This window comes from Blautia luti, assembly GCF_033096465.1.
Taxonomy (GTDB): Bacteria; Bacillota; Clostridia; order Lachnospirales; family Lachnospiraceae; genus Blautia_A; species Blautia_A luti.
The window spans coordinates 1,801,214-1,815,977 of sequence record NZ_AP028156.1 but is presented as its reverse complement, the minus strand read 5'-3'; the positions used below and the strand labels follow the sequence as shown (position 1 = coordinate 1,815,977).

14 protein-coding genes and 1 pseudogene are annotated in these 14,764 nt (G+C 47.4%); 14 read left to right on the top strand and 1 reads right to left on the bottom strand.

Annotation, left to right across the window (positions count from 1 at the left end; genetic code table 11):
* Positions 1–70: 70 nt before the first annotated feature.
* Positions 71–273: pseudogene (locus R8695_RS17690) on the top strand (hypothetical protein); the annotation flags it as partial.
* A 117-nt stretch (positions 274–390) separates the two neighbouring features.
* Positions 391–663 (top strand): hypothetical protein, encoded by a 273-nt coding sequence (locus R8695_RS08555; protein ID WP_154780664.1) that lies wholly within the window; start codon positions 391–393, stop codon positions 661–663.
* Positions 664–774: 111 nt separating this feature from the next.
* On the opposite strand, the gene R8695_RS08550 is transcribed toward R8695_RS08555, so the two are convergent.
* A complete protein-coding gene (locus R8695_RS08550; RefSeq protein ID WP_117738842.1) occupies positions 775–1,740 on the bottom strand; it encodes an AraC family transcriptional regulator in 966 nt (321 codons plus the stop codon).
* Positions 1,741–1,965: 225 nt separating this feature from the next.
* On the opposite strand from R8695_RS08550, the gene R8695_RS08545 reads away from it, so the two are divergent.
* From R8695_RS08545 to R8695_RS08490, 12 genes are all read left to right on the top strand, one after another.
* Positions 1,966–2,547: an MptD family putative ECF transporter S component gene (locus R8695_RS08545; RefSeq protein ID WP_144123473.1), complete on the top strand. Its 582-nt coding sequence runs from the start codon at positions 1,966–1,968 to the stop codon at positions 2,545–2,547.
* Positions 2,547–3,284: an energy-coupling factor transporter transmembrane component T gene (locus tag R8695_RS08540; RefSeq protein ID WP_154780663.1), complete on the top strand. Its 738-nt coding sequence runs from the start codon at positions 2,547–2,549 to the stop codon at positions 3,282–3,284. The genes R8695_RS08545 and R8695_RS08540 overlap by 1 nt, the downstream gene beginning before the upstream one ends.
* A gap of 5 nt (positions 3,285–3,289) precedes the next feature.
* On the top strand, positions 3,290–4,804 hold the full coding sequence (locus R8695_RS08535) for an ABC transporter ATP-binding protein (RefSeq protein ID WP_154780662.1): 1,515 nt from the start codon (positions 3,290–3,292) through the stop codon (positions 4,802–4,804).
* On the top strand, positions 4,801–6,546 hold the full coding sequence (locus tag R8695_RS08530; protein ID WP_154780661.1) for an ABC transporter ATP-binding protein: 1,746 nt from the start codon (positions 4,801–4,803) through the stop codon (positions 6,544–6,546). The genes R8695_RS08535 and R8695_RS08530 overlap by 4 nt, the downstream gene beginning before the upstream one ends.
* A gap of 14 nt (positions 6,547–6,560) precedes the next feature.
* Positions 6,561–8,297, top strand: coding sequence for an ABC transporter ATP-binding protein (locus R8695_RS08525; RefSeq protein WP_154780660.1), 1,737 nt, complete (start codon positions 6,561–6,563; stop codon positions 8,295–8,297).
* Positions 8,298–8,307: 10 nt separating this feature from the next.
* On the top strand, positions 8,308–8,679 hold the full coding sequence (locus R8695_RS08520; RefSeq protein WP_154780659.1) for a metal-dependent transcriptional regulator: 372 nt from the start codon (positions 8,308–8,310) through the stop codon (positions 8,677–8,679).
* Between the two features lie 195 nt (positions 8,680–8,874).
* The gene (locus tag R8695_RS08515) at positions 8,875–9,054 is read left to right on the top strand and encodes a DUF2007 domain-containing protein (RefSeq protein WP_225876922.1); all 180 of its coding nucleotides are present in this window, start codon (positions 8,875–8,877) and stop codon (positions 9,052–9,054) included.
* 173 nt (positions 9,055–9,227) lie between these two features.
* Positions 9,228–9,905, top strand: coding sequence for a response regulator transcription factor (locus R8695_RS08510; RefSeq protein WP_154780658.1), 678 nt, complete (start codon positions 9,228–9,230; stop codon positions 9,903–9,905).
* Positions 9,898–10,797 (top strand): sensor histidine kinase, encoded by a 900-nt coding sequence (locus R8695_RS08505; RefSeq protein WP_154780657.1) that lies wholly within the window; start codon positions 9,898–9,900, stop codon positions 10,795–10,797. Before R8695_RS08510 ends, R8695_RS08505 begins: the two co-directional genes overlap by 8 nt.
* Positions 10,798–10,932: 135 nt before the next feature.
* A complete protein-coding gene (locus tag R8695_RS08500) occupies positions 10,933–11,604 on the top strand; it encodes an ABC transporter ATP-binding protein (RefSeq protein WP_110103130.1) in 672 nt (223 codons plus the stop codon).
* A gap of 13 nt (positions 11,605–11,617) precedes the next feature.
* A complete protein-coding gene (locus R8695_RS08495; RefSeq protein WP_154780656.1) occupies positions 11,618–14,263 on the top strand; it encodes an ABC transporter permease in 2,646 nt (881 codons plus the stop codon).
* Positions 14,264–14,436: 173 nt separating this feature from the next.
* On the top strand, positions 14,437–14,637 hold the full coding sequence (locus R8695_RS08490; protein ID WP_226845428.1) for an Ig-like domain-containing protein: 201 nt from the start codon (positions 14,437–14,439) through the stop codon (positions 14,635–14,637).
* The last annotated feature ends 127 nt before the right edge of the window (positions 14,638–14,764 follow it).

Here is a 14,764-nt window from a genome sequence, read left to right as displayed (position 1 = left end):
GATATGGTACAGCACATCAGTATTGAAACAACAAAAAAATGAATAACTCATAGACTATGGAACGCCTAAAATGACGTTCCTTTTCTATGTCCAGCCGTTCTTATTGGACGGCTATTTTATTACCAAAAATGAAAGGAGCATTAGATTTATGAAAAAGACATTGAAACGATTGTGTACGGGCTTCTTAGCTCTTGCAACTGTCGTTACTGCTTACCGACTACACCCGTTCATGCAGAAAGTAAGCAATACTGGACGGAGTCAAAAGAGCGTGTTGCTACTGATAAGAACGGCAATAAAGAGATTGAAGCTGGAAAAGAGGTAACAATCATTGATACCGTACAAAGATAGCAATAGAGCCAGTATTCGAAGCTGACTTTAGAGAATGTTCCTATGGATTCCGGCCGAAAAGAAGTGCAAAACAAGGTTTTAAAAGAACTCTCTGTAGAGGAAATCTATAATTATTACGAACAAGCAAATATCAAAGAGAAGGAGTGGATCAAACAATTAGTTTTTGAATGCCAAATTGTTCCGGATATTGGTAGAAATACTAGGAAGATCAAAGTTGATAAAACAATATACATTTTAGAAAAACTGGGTTTTAAATGGGCACCTGTTGGAAAAAAAGAATTTATGTCAGCCTATAAAGAAATTAAGAAACTTTGACATTGTGCAATGACAAATATAGGTACGCAAATGATAATAAACTTTTAGAGGGATAATTTTGTATAAAGAATGTGAAATGAATAAAGCCGAGAGTATTAATCTATCTCGGCTTTAGTATTTTTCCAAATTTTTGAATCGTCGATATTCTAAGGGTGATAATCCAAGCTGTTTTTTAAATACAGCTGCAAATTTTCCTTGATTAGAATAGCCAACCTGTTCTGATATTTCGGCAATCGGACGCTTTGTGTTCGAAAGAAGCCTTGCGGCTTCGTTCATACGGATTTCCCGCAGCCAGGTGGATATATTCTGTCCATATACGCCTCTAAAATAATTTTTCAGGCTGGTTTCACTGACCGAAAATCGTTCTGCAATCTGTCTTACAGGGATGTGCTGGCGAAGGTCATCAGAAAGGATTTGTGCCGCCCTTTTTGCAATTTCAACCTGTGTTTCCGTGTAGAAGCCGCAAGTTTTCGGAGGCCGGATTTCCATGTTAAGAAGCCGGTGGAGAAGTTCAAGAGTATAGATTTGCAAAAGGAAGGCAGAGGGTCTTTCGGATAGCCGCCAGAGTTTTTGAAATATATTTTCTAGCTCGCTGTCCGCTTCGTTGATATATGTCTTATGGTTGCCACAATAACTTTTTTCCAGCGTAGGGAGGTCAAGTGAAAAAGATTTCAAAAGTTCACCGCAGGACTGTAAAAGAAGTGGCAGGTCAAAGTATATTTTTATGCCCTGATATTGCCGTGTGGGAAAGATATATTCTTTCTGTGCGGTCTGTTCACTGACACAAAAATCATTTTCCTTCAGGTAAATGTAGGAGCCGTCATCCAGAAGCAATTCACTTCTGCCCGAAACGCAATAGTTAATCAGCAAAGGCTTTAGATTTGAATTTTCATCCGACTCCGGCCATACGGGAGCGTTTACAAAAATAAAAGCCAAAGTCAGCCCCGGAAAGAGCGTATGGAATGTCATGCGTCCCTTGCCATCTGCCCGATCCAAAAGCAATGTGCTGCTATTTGGACTGTTTTTCAAGGTCACACCAGAAACAGCATCGCTGTTTTCTAAAATGTTGTATATCATGTTACGCAACTGCTTCGCCCCTTTCATCACGCAAAATCGCTGATATTATTATACCTGCGAGAAAACTCCCGGTCAATGGATATTCTGGCAGAGCGAAAAAACTCCTTGCTATACGGGCTTAAAATACCGATATGTGCATAGAAGCACAGCTGAATTTATGCTATCATTAGGGTTAGTTAGCAAGAACTAACAAAGGTAAAAGTAATCATGTTAGGAGGTTTCGCAATGAACAACAAATTGCAAGGAAAGGACTTAATCAACATCGGTATTTTTACGGCGATTTACTTTATCGTCATTTTCGCAGCGGCGTCTATCGGTTTTATCCCGATCTTTATTCCGCTTATCAGCGTGATCGTGCCGCTTGTCGGCGGTATTCCGATGATGTTGTTCTTCTCCAAAATTAAGAAATTCGGTATGCTTACCATCTGCGGAGTGCTGCTGGGTATCATTATGCTGCTGACCGGCATGGGCTGGTGGTGCATCCCTACCGGGGTGATCTTCGGGCTGATTTCCGATTTTATGATGAAAGCCTGTGACTACAAAAATGCCAAGCGCGAAGTGTTGATTCACGGTGTTTTTTCCATGTGGGTAATCGGCGCCTTTATTCCCATCGTTGTGACGCGTGACGCTTACTATCAGAACCTGCTCCCCGGTTACGGTCAGGAATATGCCGACACGCTCATGGCTTATATGCCCGACTGGATTTTGCCGGTACTGCTTATTGCTGCTTTCGTCAGTGGTCTTGTCGGCGGCCTGATCGGACGGAAGATTTTCAAAAAGCACTTTGAGCGGGCGGGAATTGTGTAATGAGCCGCGAACTTCTTGCAAGTCAAAAAAACAATAGTGGAATTTTATTAGACCCCCGGACAAAACTGGCGGTACTGATTACCATAGCTGTCTTTATTTTAGGCGGTTCGTATGAAAGTATCATGCAGTATTACATCATCGTGTTGGCGGCGATCCCGCTGTTACTTTTGTCAGTGGCCAGAAAATGGAAAGGCGCTGTTCTCTATATCCTGATTTTTGGAGGCAGTCTGTGCCTGGAAATGTTCGGTCTGTCACGACTGGCTGGCGTAGCAAACTACATTGCAGTAGCCATTGTTGGCATTCTGCTGAGGTTCACCCCCAGCGTGGTCATGGGATATTTCGTGGTAACGACAACCACGGTCAGCGAATTTGTTGCGGCGATGGAACGGCTCCACTTGCCGCAGCAGATCACCATTCCTATGTCTGTGATGTTTCGCTTCTTTCCCACGGTTGCGGAAGAAGGGAGCGCTATTGGGGACGCCATGCGGATGCGTGGCGTCCGCTTTGGGGGTGGAAAAGTCGGTGCGATTTTAGAGTATCGGATTGTCCCCATGATGATCTGCTCCGTCAAAATCGGAGAGGAACTGTCCCAGGCAGCCCTTACGCGGGGATTGGGAGGCCCGGTAAAACGGACGAATATCTGTAAGCTGGGTTTTCATGTGCAGGATGTTGTTTTCCTGCTGATCTGTCTAGGAGCATTTGCAGCGCAAATCTATGTGCTTGCCGCAAGGGGGTGAAGGAAATGATTAAATGTCAAGATGTGTCCTTTTCTTATCCTGCCAGTACCCTTCCCGACAGTGAGAGGCAGGCCGGTGCCGCTTTGAAACATATTTCCTGCACTATTGAGGACGGTTCTTTTGTCCTGCTCTGCGGGACTTCCGGCTGTGGGAAAACAACCATGACCCGGTTGTTTAACGGCTTGATCCCCCATTATCATGAGGGGACTTATACCGGCTCCGTCTATCTGGATGGAAAGGATACCCGTGACCTGTCACTGTTTGATATTTCTCTGAAAGTCGGTTCTGTATTTCAAAATCCGCGTTCTCAGTTTTTCAATGTGGACACGACCAGCGAACTGGCTTTCGGCCCAGAGAATCACGGCATAGAGGAAGATCTTGTGCGTGACCGTGTAAAGCGTGTAGCTGCACAGCTAAAGTTGGAGCCGCTGCTTGATAGAAGTATTTTTTCTTTGTCCGGCGGTGAAAAGCAAAAAATCGCCTGCGGATCGGCAGCGGCGATTGACCCGGATATTTATGTGCTTGATGAGCCATCATCCAACCTTGACGCATACGCTATCGCTGATTTCCGACAGCTACTCTTTACTTTGAAATCGCAGGGAAAGACCATCATCATCTCTGAACATCGGCTGTATTATCTGTCCGGCCTCTTTGACCGTGTCTTGTACCTAAAAGATGGAGAAATCGAAGGTGATTATACAGCAGAGGAATTTTGCGGCTTGTCGGCAAGACTGCGCGATGATATGGGATTGCGCCCTCTTGATCTTGCGGGGCTTTCAGAAGTTGAAGGCACGCCGCAGAGAATGAATGAGGCGGTTTGGACGATAAAGAATGTGTCCTTTGCCTATAAGCATGAGCCGGAAACCTTGCATATAACGGAAACCTCTTTCCCATCCGGCAGCGCCACGGCCATCATCGGACATAATGGTGCGGGAAAATCCACCTTTGCCCGGTGCCTCTGCGGGTTGGAAAAGCACTTCAAAGGAACGGTGCAGGATCAGAGCAAGAACTATTCCAGAAAAGAACGATTGAAACTCTGTTATATGGTCATGCAGGATGTAAACCACCAGCTCTTTACCGAAAGTGTTCTGGATGAAATTCTGCTCAGTATGAGAACCAAGAATAAGCAAAGGGCAAGAGAAATCTTAAAGGAGATGGACTTGCTTTCCTTTGAGGACTGCCACCCGATGGGACTGTCCGGCGGTGAAAAGCAGCGCGTGGCGGTTGCCTCTGCGATTGCTTCGGAACGCCCTCTGATTTTATTTGATGAACCGACCAGCGGCCTTGACCTGTTTCACATGAGGCAGGTTGCCAATGTTGTCAATCAGGTGGCAAATGCCGGAAGAACCGCGCTTGTGGTAACGCATGACCCGGAATTTATTCTACGCTGCTGCAATTATGTCCTTCACTTAGAAAACGGGCAAATTCAGGAAAGCTATTCCATAGAGGACAGCAATGGCCGAAAACGCCTGCTAAAGTTTTTCCTGAGTGATATGAAGAAGGAGGTGTCCACAGAATGAAGGAGGAAAAGAAAGAGTCGCCCATAGGCGTCTTATGGGGATGGGGCAAACTTTATCATGGAAAATTCATCGGCAGTATTATCCTTGCAGTATTAGGCGTGGCCTGCCAGATGGTGCCCTATTTCTGCGTGGCGCATATTGTCACAATGATGTTGTCTGGGGAACAGAATTTTTCCCGCTATGTGACCGCTGGCATTATTGCATTGTGCGGCTACTTTGGGAAAGTGCTGTTTTCCAGTCTTTCTACAACGATTTCCCACACGGCGACCTATTACACGCTGCGCGATCTGCGAGAGAATATCACCGCAAAGCTGGCCCGCATCCCGATGGGGACGATTTTAGATACTCCGTCCGGCCAGTACAAAACGACGATTGTTGACCGGGTTGAAGGCATGGAATCGACCTTAGCACACCTGCTCCCGGAAATGACCGCAAATGTTCTGGTGCCTTTGGTGATTGTCGTATATCTGTTCGTTATGGACTGGCGCATGGCGCTCCTATCCCTTGTTACGCTGGTGGTGGGCCTTGCTGTCATGTCTGCCGGTATGAAGAATTATCCCGTCAAATGGGAGGGCGCGGTTAAAGCGGGAAAGCTGATGGCAAACGCCATTGTAGAGTACATCGGCGGAATTGAGGTGGTAAAGGCGTTCAGCCAGTCCGCCGGTTCCTACAAAAAATATTCTGACGCGGTGAATTATAATGCCAACTACTATGTGGACTGGATGCGGGAAAACCAGAAAACCATGAGCGCCTACAACGCCATCCTGCCCTCAGTGCTGATCTGCGTGCTGCCCTGCGGTTTTGCATTTTGGCTCTCCGGCAGCCTGGAACTTTCCACCTTCCTGTCCATTGTGATTTTCTCGCTGGGGCTGATCGGGCCGATTATCGCGGCCTTTACCTTTACGGACGATTTGGCCGTACTGGGGACAAATGTGGAAGAAATCAGCCAGCTTCTGAACGCCGAAGAACTGAACCATAAGGACACGCCGGTCAATCTGGAAGATACCGGCATTTATCTTAGGTCTGTGTCGTTTTCCTATGACGGGACAACGGAGGTTTTGCATGATGTGAACCTTGCCATCCGGCCCGGAACCATAACGGCCCTTGTAGGGCCGTCCGGCTCTGGCAAGTCCACGGTGGCGAAGCTGATTGCCGGGTATTGGGATGTTACATCCGGCAGCATTACCCTCGGCGGCCATGAGCTGAAGGATATACCGCTGTCCGAAATTTCAGACCAGATTTCCTATGTATCCCAGGATAACTATCTTTTTAACCGCAGTATCAGGGAAAACGTCCGTATGGGAAAGCCCAGCGCCACAGACGCGGAGGTAGAACAGGCCGCCAAACAAAGTGGCTGCGACGCCTTTATCCGCAAGCTGGACAAAGGCTATGATACGATTGTCGGCAGCGCCGGTTCCCACCTTTCCGGCGGGGAGCGCCAGCGTATTGCCATCGCCCGCGCCATGCTGAAAAATGCGCCGGTTGTTATTTTGGACGAGGCAACAGCCTACATTGATCCCGAAAATGAAGCACTAGTGCAAAAAGCTATTTCCGCTTTGACTGTCGGCAAGACTCTGATTGTGATTGCACATCGGCTGTCTACCATTGTTGGCGCGGACAACATCGTTGTTGTGAAGGATGGAACCGTCCACGCACAGGGCACGCATGAGAAACTGCTGGAAACCTGCCCCCTCTACCGGGATATGTGGCAGGCGCATATCGGCGCGAAAGATCAGATGTAAGGGGGTGTTGTCAGATGTATGGAACATTGAAAAAAATCTTTGCTTTTGCAGGCAGCAAAAAGGGGCTTTTGAAAAAATCCCTGTTGTTTGCATTTCTGTCCGGGCTGTTTTCAGCCATGCAGTTTGCCGCCCTCTTTGTAGTGATTGGTGCGCTGGTATCTGACAACCGGGACGGAAGTATTGTCTGGATCTCGTTGGGAATTATGGCGGTATCCCTCATCGGGCGTATCATCACGACCTACTTTTCCACGATGGAGCAAACGGAAACCGGCTATTGCATGGTAGCGGAAAAGCGTATCCACATCGGAGATCGGCTGCGCTATATCCCGATGGGCTACTTCAACAAGAATAGTATCGGGAACATTACCGCCATTGTCACAACGACTTTGGGCGATGTAGAGAACTTGGCGGCTCGTGTCCTGGTGTCTGTACTGGGCGGATTTTTCAACTCGGTGGCTCTTGTCATTGTCCTGCTGATATTCGACTGGCGGATCGGGCTTGTGGCTGCTGTCGGTGTCCTGCTTTATCTTGCGGCGGCGGAACTGGCCCTCCGCAAGTCTGCGACCCTAAGCTCGGTGCGCCAGCACACGCAGGAGTCCCTTGTGGAGTCCGTGTTGGAGTACATTCAGGGCATGGGGATTGTAAAGGCATTTGGGCTAGAACGGGATAGCACTCAATCCATTGGAAACGCTATTCAGGCAAGCTGCAGGGATAACCTGAAACTGACAAAAGCCAGCGTTCCCTATGACGCTATCAAGCAAGTGGTTGTCCGGGTGTTCAGCGTCTTGCTGCTTTTGGCCTCAATCTGGTTCTGGCTGGATGGCTCTCTGCCGCTAGCCTACGGCCTGATTTTGGTAATCGCTTCTTTCATGGTGTTCAACGATTTGGAGAACGCCGGGAACATGGCTTCTCTGCTTCAAATGCTGGCGGCCTCGATGAATACGGCAAACTCCATTGATGACATGCCGGTGATGGACGAGAAAGGCGCTGACATTACGCCGAAGTCCAGTGAGATCGTGTTTGACAAGGTGGACTTTTCCTACACAGACCGCAAGATACTGGATCAGGTCAGCTTTACCATTCCCGAAAAAACGACTACAGCTATTGTCGGACCTTCTGGGGCAGGAAAGACAACGATGTGTAACCTGATTGCCCGTTTTTGGGATGTGAACGCCGGGAAGATTACCATAGGTGGTACGGATATACGGGATTTCAAGCTGGACAGCCTGATGAAGAATATCTCGATGGTGTTTCAGAGCGTGTACCTATTTGCAGATACGATTGAGAACAATATCAAGTTTGGCTGCCCGGACGCCACTCATGAGCAGGTGGTTGAGGCGGCGAAAAAGGCTTGCTGCCATGACTTTATCTCCGCTCTGCCGGAGGGCTATGATACTGTGATTGGCGAGGGCAGCGGCACTTTGTCCGGCGGCGAGAAACAGCGTATTTCCATCGCCCGCGCCATGCTGAAAAATGCACCCATCATCATTTTGGACGAGGCAACAAGCAGTGTTGACCCGGAGAACGAGGATGAATTGCAGCGGGCTATTGAGGCGTTGACCCACGACAAGACCATCATCATGATTGCCCACCGGCTGAAAACTGTTCGGAACGCCGACCAGATCATTGTGCTGGACAACGCTCACATTGTCCAGCGCGGCACTCATGCAGAGCTGATCCGGCAGAAGGGCCTATATGCCGACTTTGTATCGGCCAGACAGGAGGCCATCGGCTGGAAACTGGTTCAGTGAAGGAGAACTTATGAACCTTTATGCATCTCGAGAAGATTATTTAGAAGCAATTTTGGTTCTCTATAAAAAATTTGGAAGTGTCCGCTCGGTAGACATCGCTCGACACATGGGAGTATCAAAGCCAAGCGTATGCCATGCAGTTAATGTCTTATGTGATGGCGGTTTTCTTACAAAGGACGATAAGCACTTCATTTCTTTAACAGAGGAAGGGCGAAAGGTTGCGGAAAAAATTTATGAACGACATAAATTTTTTAAGGAGCAGCTTATATCTGCGGGAGTAAGACCTAATATAGCGGAAACGGAGGCCTGCCGTATTGAACACTGTATCAGTGACGAATCGTTTCTTAAACTAAAGGAATATCGAGAAAAAGGCAAGGGATGATGGCGAGAACTTACCTATAATAATATAGAAGGTCTTTTTATGATTTTCTACTTATTATTTTGCGTTTCACGTACAGAAAACGTATGTAATAAGTAGAAAAGAAAAAAGGAGAGAAAAGAAACTTCCCAATCTAAGACAGAATGGACAAAGATTTATAATGCACAGAATATAGTAGAGACAGAACAGCTCGTAGAAATGTTAAAGCAAAGTGAAATAGAAGCTTTTTCCCAGGAAGCAGGTGCGAATGTTGCAATGCATGGAGCACCTGGATTTGGAATATATGGTGTGAATATATTCGTGAAAACCGATGATGCAGAGAAAGCAGTACAGCTGATCAAGGAGATTAATAACCAAGAGAATGAAGAAATTTTTTGACATTGTCACATATGCGTGCCAATATGATTATAGAAAAAGTGTGCTGCCGATAGACGGTTAGTCCACATACTTAATTGATTGAAAATAACCGTTCACTTCACGCTGGAGCGGTTATTTTTTTGTCTTGTTATTATCTTTGCCGAATACCTTTGAGTAACGAAGGAGTGAGATATATGGAGCAATTATTGATTGTTGAAGATGATATTGGTTTGAATCAAGGTTTATGCAAAGCACTGAAAGTAGATGATCGGAAAATCATTTCCTGCAAAGACCTGAAAACGGCGAAGGAGCAGCTGCTTTGCGGCGGTGTATCCCTGATCCTGTTAGATATCAATCTGCCGGATGGCAGTGGGCTTGAATTGCTACGGGAGGTCAAGGAAACCACACCCGGGATTCCTGTTATTCTGCTGACTGCCAATGATACCGATCTGGACATCGTGGACGGACTGGAGAGGGGCGCTGATGATTACATTACCAAGCCCTTTTCTCTTTCGGTTTTGCGGGCAAGGGTGAATACCCAACTGCGAAAGCAAACATCAAGCCATAAAAATGCACCGATCCATATTGATCTATTTCACTTTGATTTTGAAGCAATGACCTTTTATGTGGGAGATTCAAAAGTGGAATTAAGTAAAACAGAGCAAAAATTACTGCGTATGCTTGTTGAAAACCGCGGTCGAACCATGACCCGTGGAGACCTTGTAGACCGGATCTGGACAGATGGTGCAGAATATGTGGATGAAAATGCTTTGTCTGTTACGATCAAGCGTCTGAGGGATAAACTTGGGGCACAAAAATACATTAAAACCGTCTATGGAATTGGTTATAGCTGGGTGATAAAAGATGAATAAAACCGGCATTGTGATCATACTGCTGTGTTTTCTGGCGGCGTCAGCTGTTGTATTATGGGAGCGGAGAAAGGTCATAAAAACGATGGAAGAAATCGAAAGGATGCTGGACGCCGCCATGACCGGCTCCTTTTCTGAAACCAATTTTGATGAAAGCCAACTGTCTGCTTTGGAAACAAAGTTTGCACACTATCTTTCTGCCGCAGAAGCATCTTCTCAAAATATGGCACAGGAAAAAGACAAAATCAAATCCTTGATTGCGGACATTTCCCACCAGACGAAAACGCCGATTGCAAACCTGCTGTTATACAGCGAGCTTTTGATGGAGGAAACTCTGTCTGCATCGGCAAAGGAAAATGTGGAGGCACTGTACAAACAATCGGAAAAGCTACGATTTCTGATTGATTCTCTCGTAAAACTTTCCAGACTGGAAAATGGGATCATTTCACTTTCCCCTCAGCAAGCATCACTTCAGCCGCTGCTTGAAAGCGTAGTAGAACAATATGCCTCCAAGGCTTCTGGAAAAGGATTATCCATATATCTGTACGATACAGATATTTCCGCTACATTTGACTTCAAATGGACAGCGGAAGCACTGGCTAATATCGTAGACAACGCCATCAAATATACGGAGCATGGAACAATCACGATTTCTACCGTAAGTTACGAAATGTTTACAAGGATCGATATATCGGATACCGGTTCAGGTATCCCGGAAAACGAGCAGGCAAAGATATTTTCCCGTTTTTATCGTTCAAATGCTGTTCAGGAACAAGAAGGGGTTGGCATCGGCTTATACCTTGCCCGACAGATCATATCCGGCGAGGGCGGCTATATCAAAGTCGCCTCTGTCCCCGGCAAAGGAAGCACGTTTTCCGTGTTTCTGCCGAAATAGCATCCATTCTTTCAAAATTGTTAGATTTCATTTTCCGCCGGAAAGAATGTGGAAAGAATCCTATGCGATAATCTGTATGTATCAAAGGATCGTTTCCTTTCATACATACAGATTTTTTCATGGAGGTACTCATTTATGGAGGTTTTACAGGCAAAAGACCTGAAAAAGATTTATGGCTCCGGCAATAACGCCGTTCATGCGTTGGATGGAGTTGATTTAAGTGTAAAAAAGGGCGAATTTGTTGCAATTGTCGGCACATCCGGATCCGGCAAATCCACGCTGCTGCATATGCTGGGCGGTCTGGATCGCCCTACAAGCGGCACGGTCATGGTGGACGGACAGGATATTTTCTCCCTGAAGGAGGAAGCTCTGACTATTTTCCGCCGCAGAAAAATCGGTTTTGTATTTCAGAGCTACAATCTTGTTCCGGTGCTGAATGTATATGAAAACATCATTCTACCCATTGAACTGGATGGTGGAAAGGTAAATAAATCTTTTGTGAAGCAGATCGTGCAGACGCTTGGACTGAACGACCGTCTGGATGCACTGCCCAATCAGCTCTCAGGTGGTCAACAGCAGCGGGTAGCCATTGCCCGTGCACTGGCAGCAGCACCCGCTATCATTCTGGCAGATGAACCGACCGGCAATCTGGATTCCAAGACCAGCCAGGATGTATTGAGCCTTATGAAAGTCACCAGTCAAAAGTTCGCCCAGACCATCGTGATGATCACCCACAACGAAGAGATTGCCCAACTATCTGACCGGATCATCCGCATAGAAGATGGCCGCATTGTCACGGGCCGATGAGGAGGTGACCGTGATGAAGGTAAGAAATCAAAAATGTATTCGAAAGCTCAGCTTAAAATCTCTTTATGCGAACCGCCGCCGCAATCTGATCGCTATTTTTGCCATTGCGCTGACAACGCTGCTATTTACGTCCATGTTCACCATTGTCTTGTCGTTGAACGCCAGTTATGAAACCTACCAGTTTCGGCAGGTAGGCGGCTATGCACACGGTACCTTTAAAGATGTTTCCCCCGAGCAGGCGGAACGTATCGCTGCCCACCCAAAGGTGAAGGCTGCTGGGGCACGGAAGGTGATCGGCATCACAGTGGATGGTGTCTTTTCCAAAACCCCTGCAGAGATCAGCTACATGGATGCCAACTGCACCAAATGGAGCTATGCCACCCCCACTACCGGGCGGATGCCCGAAAGCGGCAAAGAGGCGGCCATGGATACGGCAGCATTGCAGCTACTTGGCGTAACGCCGGAGCTGGGCGCAGAGGTCACGGTTTCCTATTCCATCACGGACAAGGATCAAACTGCCTTTACTGTAACAGATACCTTTACGCTGGTGGGCTATTGGGACTATGATGAACTAATGCCTGTTCACTACATCAACATCAGCCGTGATTACGCAGATGACATCGAAGCGCAGGCAGTGAAAACAGGGTTACAGCCCTTCCGCACCGATTTGAATGTCATGCTGGCTTCCGGCACAAACATTCAAGGGCAGATGGAGCAGGTGGATACCGATCTTGGCTACACATGGGACAGCTATACCGATCCCAACAGCGTCCGAATCGGCGTCAATTGGGGATATACCTCATCCCAGCTGGAGTCGCAGCTCGATCCAGAGCTGATGGTCGCCATAGCAGCTTTTTTGCTACTGGTGATTTTCACCGGGTATCTTATCATCTATAACATTTTCCAGATCTCTGTTGCGGGGGATATCCGGTTTTACGGACTTTTGAAAACCATTGGCACAACGCCCCGGCAGCTCAAACGCATCATTCGCCAGCAGGCACTTCTACTTTGTCTGATCGGCATTCCGGCAGGACTGTTGCTGGGCTACGGCATCGGCGCTGTTCTGGTACCTGTTGTCTTGCGCTCCACCCAGTTGGATGCAGGCATCACTACCATCAGCACTTCGCCTGTGATCTTCCTTGGTTCCATGCTGTTTGCCCTGTTGACGGTGCTCTTGTCCTGTTCCAAACCCGGAAAAATGGCAGCCAGGGTCTCTCCGGTGGAGGCTACCAAATATACGGATGTGATGCAGACTAAGAAAAAACAGCGCAGCACCCGGGGAGCCAAGCTCCATCAGATGGCCTTTGCCAATCTGGGACGAAACAAGAAAAAGACGGTGCTGGTGGTGTTGTCTCTGGCACTGTCGGTGACACTGTTCAATGCGCTGTGTGCCTTTGTGGGAGGCTTCAGCATGGAGAAGTATGTATCCTCCATGACCTGTGCCGATTTTATCGTCAGCACTCCCGACTATTTCCGTTACAATCCGGCAGATGAATTCATCACGCCAGAACAGATCGAGGAGATCGCAGCAAACACAAAGGCCAGTCTTTCCGGCACGGGATATGCTGTGCGAAAAACCGCATACCTGTGGATGACGGAAGATGCTCTGCGGCAGGACTATGCAAGGTACGAAAGCGCCGAGCAGTTGGACAGCCATATGAGCCGTCTGGAGCACCGGGGCAATATGGTGATGGGAGATACCAGAATCGAGGCTCTGGATAACAGCCTGTTTGACAAGCTGCAAGTGTTCGACGGAGATATTTCTCCCATGTTGGAACCGGACAATAACGCCATTGCCATTGCGGTTTCTTTGGATGATTACGGCAATCTGCCCAATCCTGAATACTACCCCAAGGTGGGAGACACGATCACGGCTACCTATGCGGATGATGTGAAATATATCGACAGCCGCACAGGGGAACTGTGCAACGAAGACACACCGGAGGAATACCTTCAGGCAAAATTGTATGGGGCCAGAGATGTAGAGTACACGGTCTGCGCCTTGGTAGAACTTCCGTACTCCATGGGTTATCGTTATGGTGGTATTGGATATAACGCAGTTTTGCCTGTGGACACCGCACAGAGGGACAGCGGTGGTGCGGTCGTTCCGATGCTCTACCTGTTCGACACAGCGGACGACGCTGACGAGACCGAAGCAGAGCAATATCTATCGAAGCTTACTGCCGGTGAGTTTTCGCCCTTGATGTATGAAAGCAAAGCCACGGCTCGCTCTGAGTTCGCTCAGTTCCGACAGATGTTCCTTCTGATAGGCGGTATCCTCTGTGCTATCATTGGGCTGGTGGGACTCTTAAATTTCTTCAACGCCATGATGACCGGTATTCTTTCCCGCCGCCGTGAATTTGCTGTGCTTCAGGCTGTAGGAATGACGCCCCGACAGCTCAAAACCATGTTGATCTACGAGGGGTTGTTTTACGCAATGTCTTCCGTAGTGCTGGCCTTTGTGCTTTCACTGGCGGTGGGACCTCTTGCGGGGAAAATGCTGGGCAGTATGTTCTGGTTCTTTGAGTATCGGTTCACCGTTCTGCCTGTCCTGCTGACAATTCCGGTATTTCTTCTGCTTGGGTGGCTGATTCCCTGCATGATGTATAATAACGCAGCGAAATGCAGCATTGTAGATCAGTTAAGGGATGCTCAATAATTGTTAAGCCAAAATTAGCCCTCTGTCAATGAAAAGGCTGAGGGCTGGAATTCAAATAATAATCAAAGTGACCATTACACTGGCCAGCGGCAAAAAACAGGTCATTTCCATTACTGTGCAGAAAACAACGGTAAGGACAACAAAGATCACCGGACTGAAATCAAGCGTGACCGTTGCAAGGAATAAAAAAACTTACGTCGAAACCAGTCATCAGCCCGATCACTTCCCAGGAGAAGGTTACCTACAGTTCTTCGAATAAGAAGATTGCAACGGTAAGTTCCAGTGGTGTGATCACTGGAAAGAAAAAGGGAACAGCCTATATCACAGTGAAATCTGGAAATAGTTGCAAAAAAGTAAAAGTAGTTGTTAAATAAAAATGATTTAAAAAGGAGCTGCCGTTCATGAATGCACATTGAATGGCAGCTCCTTTTTTTCATTTTTGGCATGTAGCTTTATTTGCAGAAGCAGATTACGATATTAATAGTTGACCAGGGAGAGAAG

Excerpts from the sequence above, each read along its gene's own strand:
- R8695_RS08555 (WP_154780664.1), top strand. The coding sequence starts at position 391 with ATGGATTCCGGCCGAAAAGAAGTGCAAAACAAGGTTTTAAAAGAACTC.
- R8695_RS08550 (WP_117738842.1), bottom strand. The coding sequence starts at position 1,740 with ATGATATACAACATTTTAGAAAACAGCGATGCTGTTTCTGGTGTGACC.
- R8695_RS08545 (WP_144123473.1), top strand. The coding sequence starts at position 1,966 with ATGAACAACAAATTGCAAGGAAAGGACTTAATCAACATCGGTATTTTT.
- R8695_RS08540 (WP_154780663.1), top strand. The coding sequence starts at position 2,547 with ATGAGCCGCGAACTTCTTGCAAGTCAAAAAAACAATAGTGGAATTTTA.
- R8695_RS08535 (WP_154780662.1), top strand. The coding sequence starts at position 3,290 with ATGATTAAATGTCAAGATGTGTCCTTTTCTTATCCTGCCAGTACCCTT.
- R8695_RS08530 (WP_154780661.1), top strand. The coding sequence starts at position 4,801 with ATGAAGGAGGAAAAGAAAGAGTCGCCCATAGGCGTCTTATGGGGATGG.
- R8695_RS08525 (WP_154780660.1), top strand. The coding sequence starts at position 6,561 with ATGTATGGAACATTGAAAAAAATCTTTGCTTTTGCAGGCAGCAAAAAG.
- R8695_RS08520 (WP_154780659.1), top strand. The coding sequence starts at position 8,308 with ATGAACCTTTATGCATCTCGAGAAGATTATTTAGAAGCAATTTTGGTT.
- R8695_RS08515 (WP_225876922.1), top strand. The coding sequence starts at position 8,875 with ATGTTAAAGCAAAGTGAAATAGAAGCTTTTTCCCAGGAAGCAGGTGCG.
- R8695_RS08510 (WP_154780658.1), top strand. The coding sequence starts at position 9,228 with ATGGAGCAATTATTGATTGTTGAAGATGATATTGGTTTGAATCAAGGT.
- R8695_RS08505 (WP_154780657.1), top strand. The coding sequence starts at position 9,898 with ATGAATAAAACCGGCATTGTGATCATACTGCTGTGTTTTCTGGCGGCG.
- R8695_RS08500 (WP_110103130.1), top strand. The coding sequence starts at position 10,933 with ATGGAGGTTTTACAGGCAAAAGACCTGAAAAAGATTTATGGCTCCGGC.
- R8695_RS08495 (WP_154780656.1), top strand. The coding sequence starts at position 11,618 with ATGAAGGTAAGAAATCAAAAATGTATTCGAAAGCTCAGCTTAAAATCT.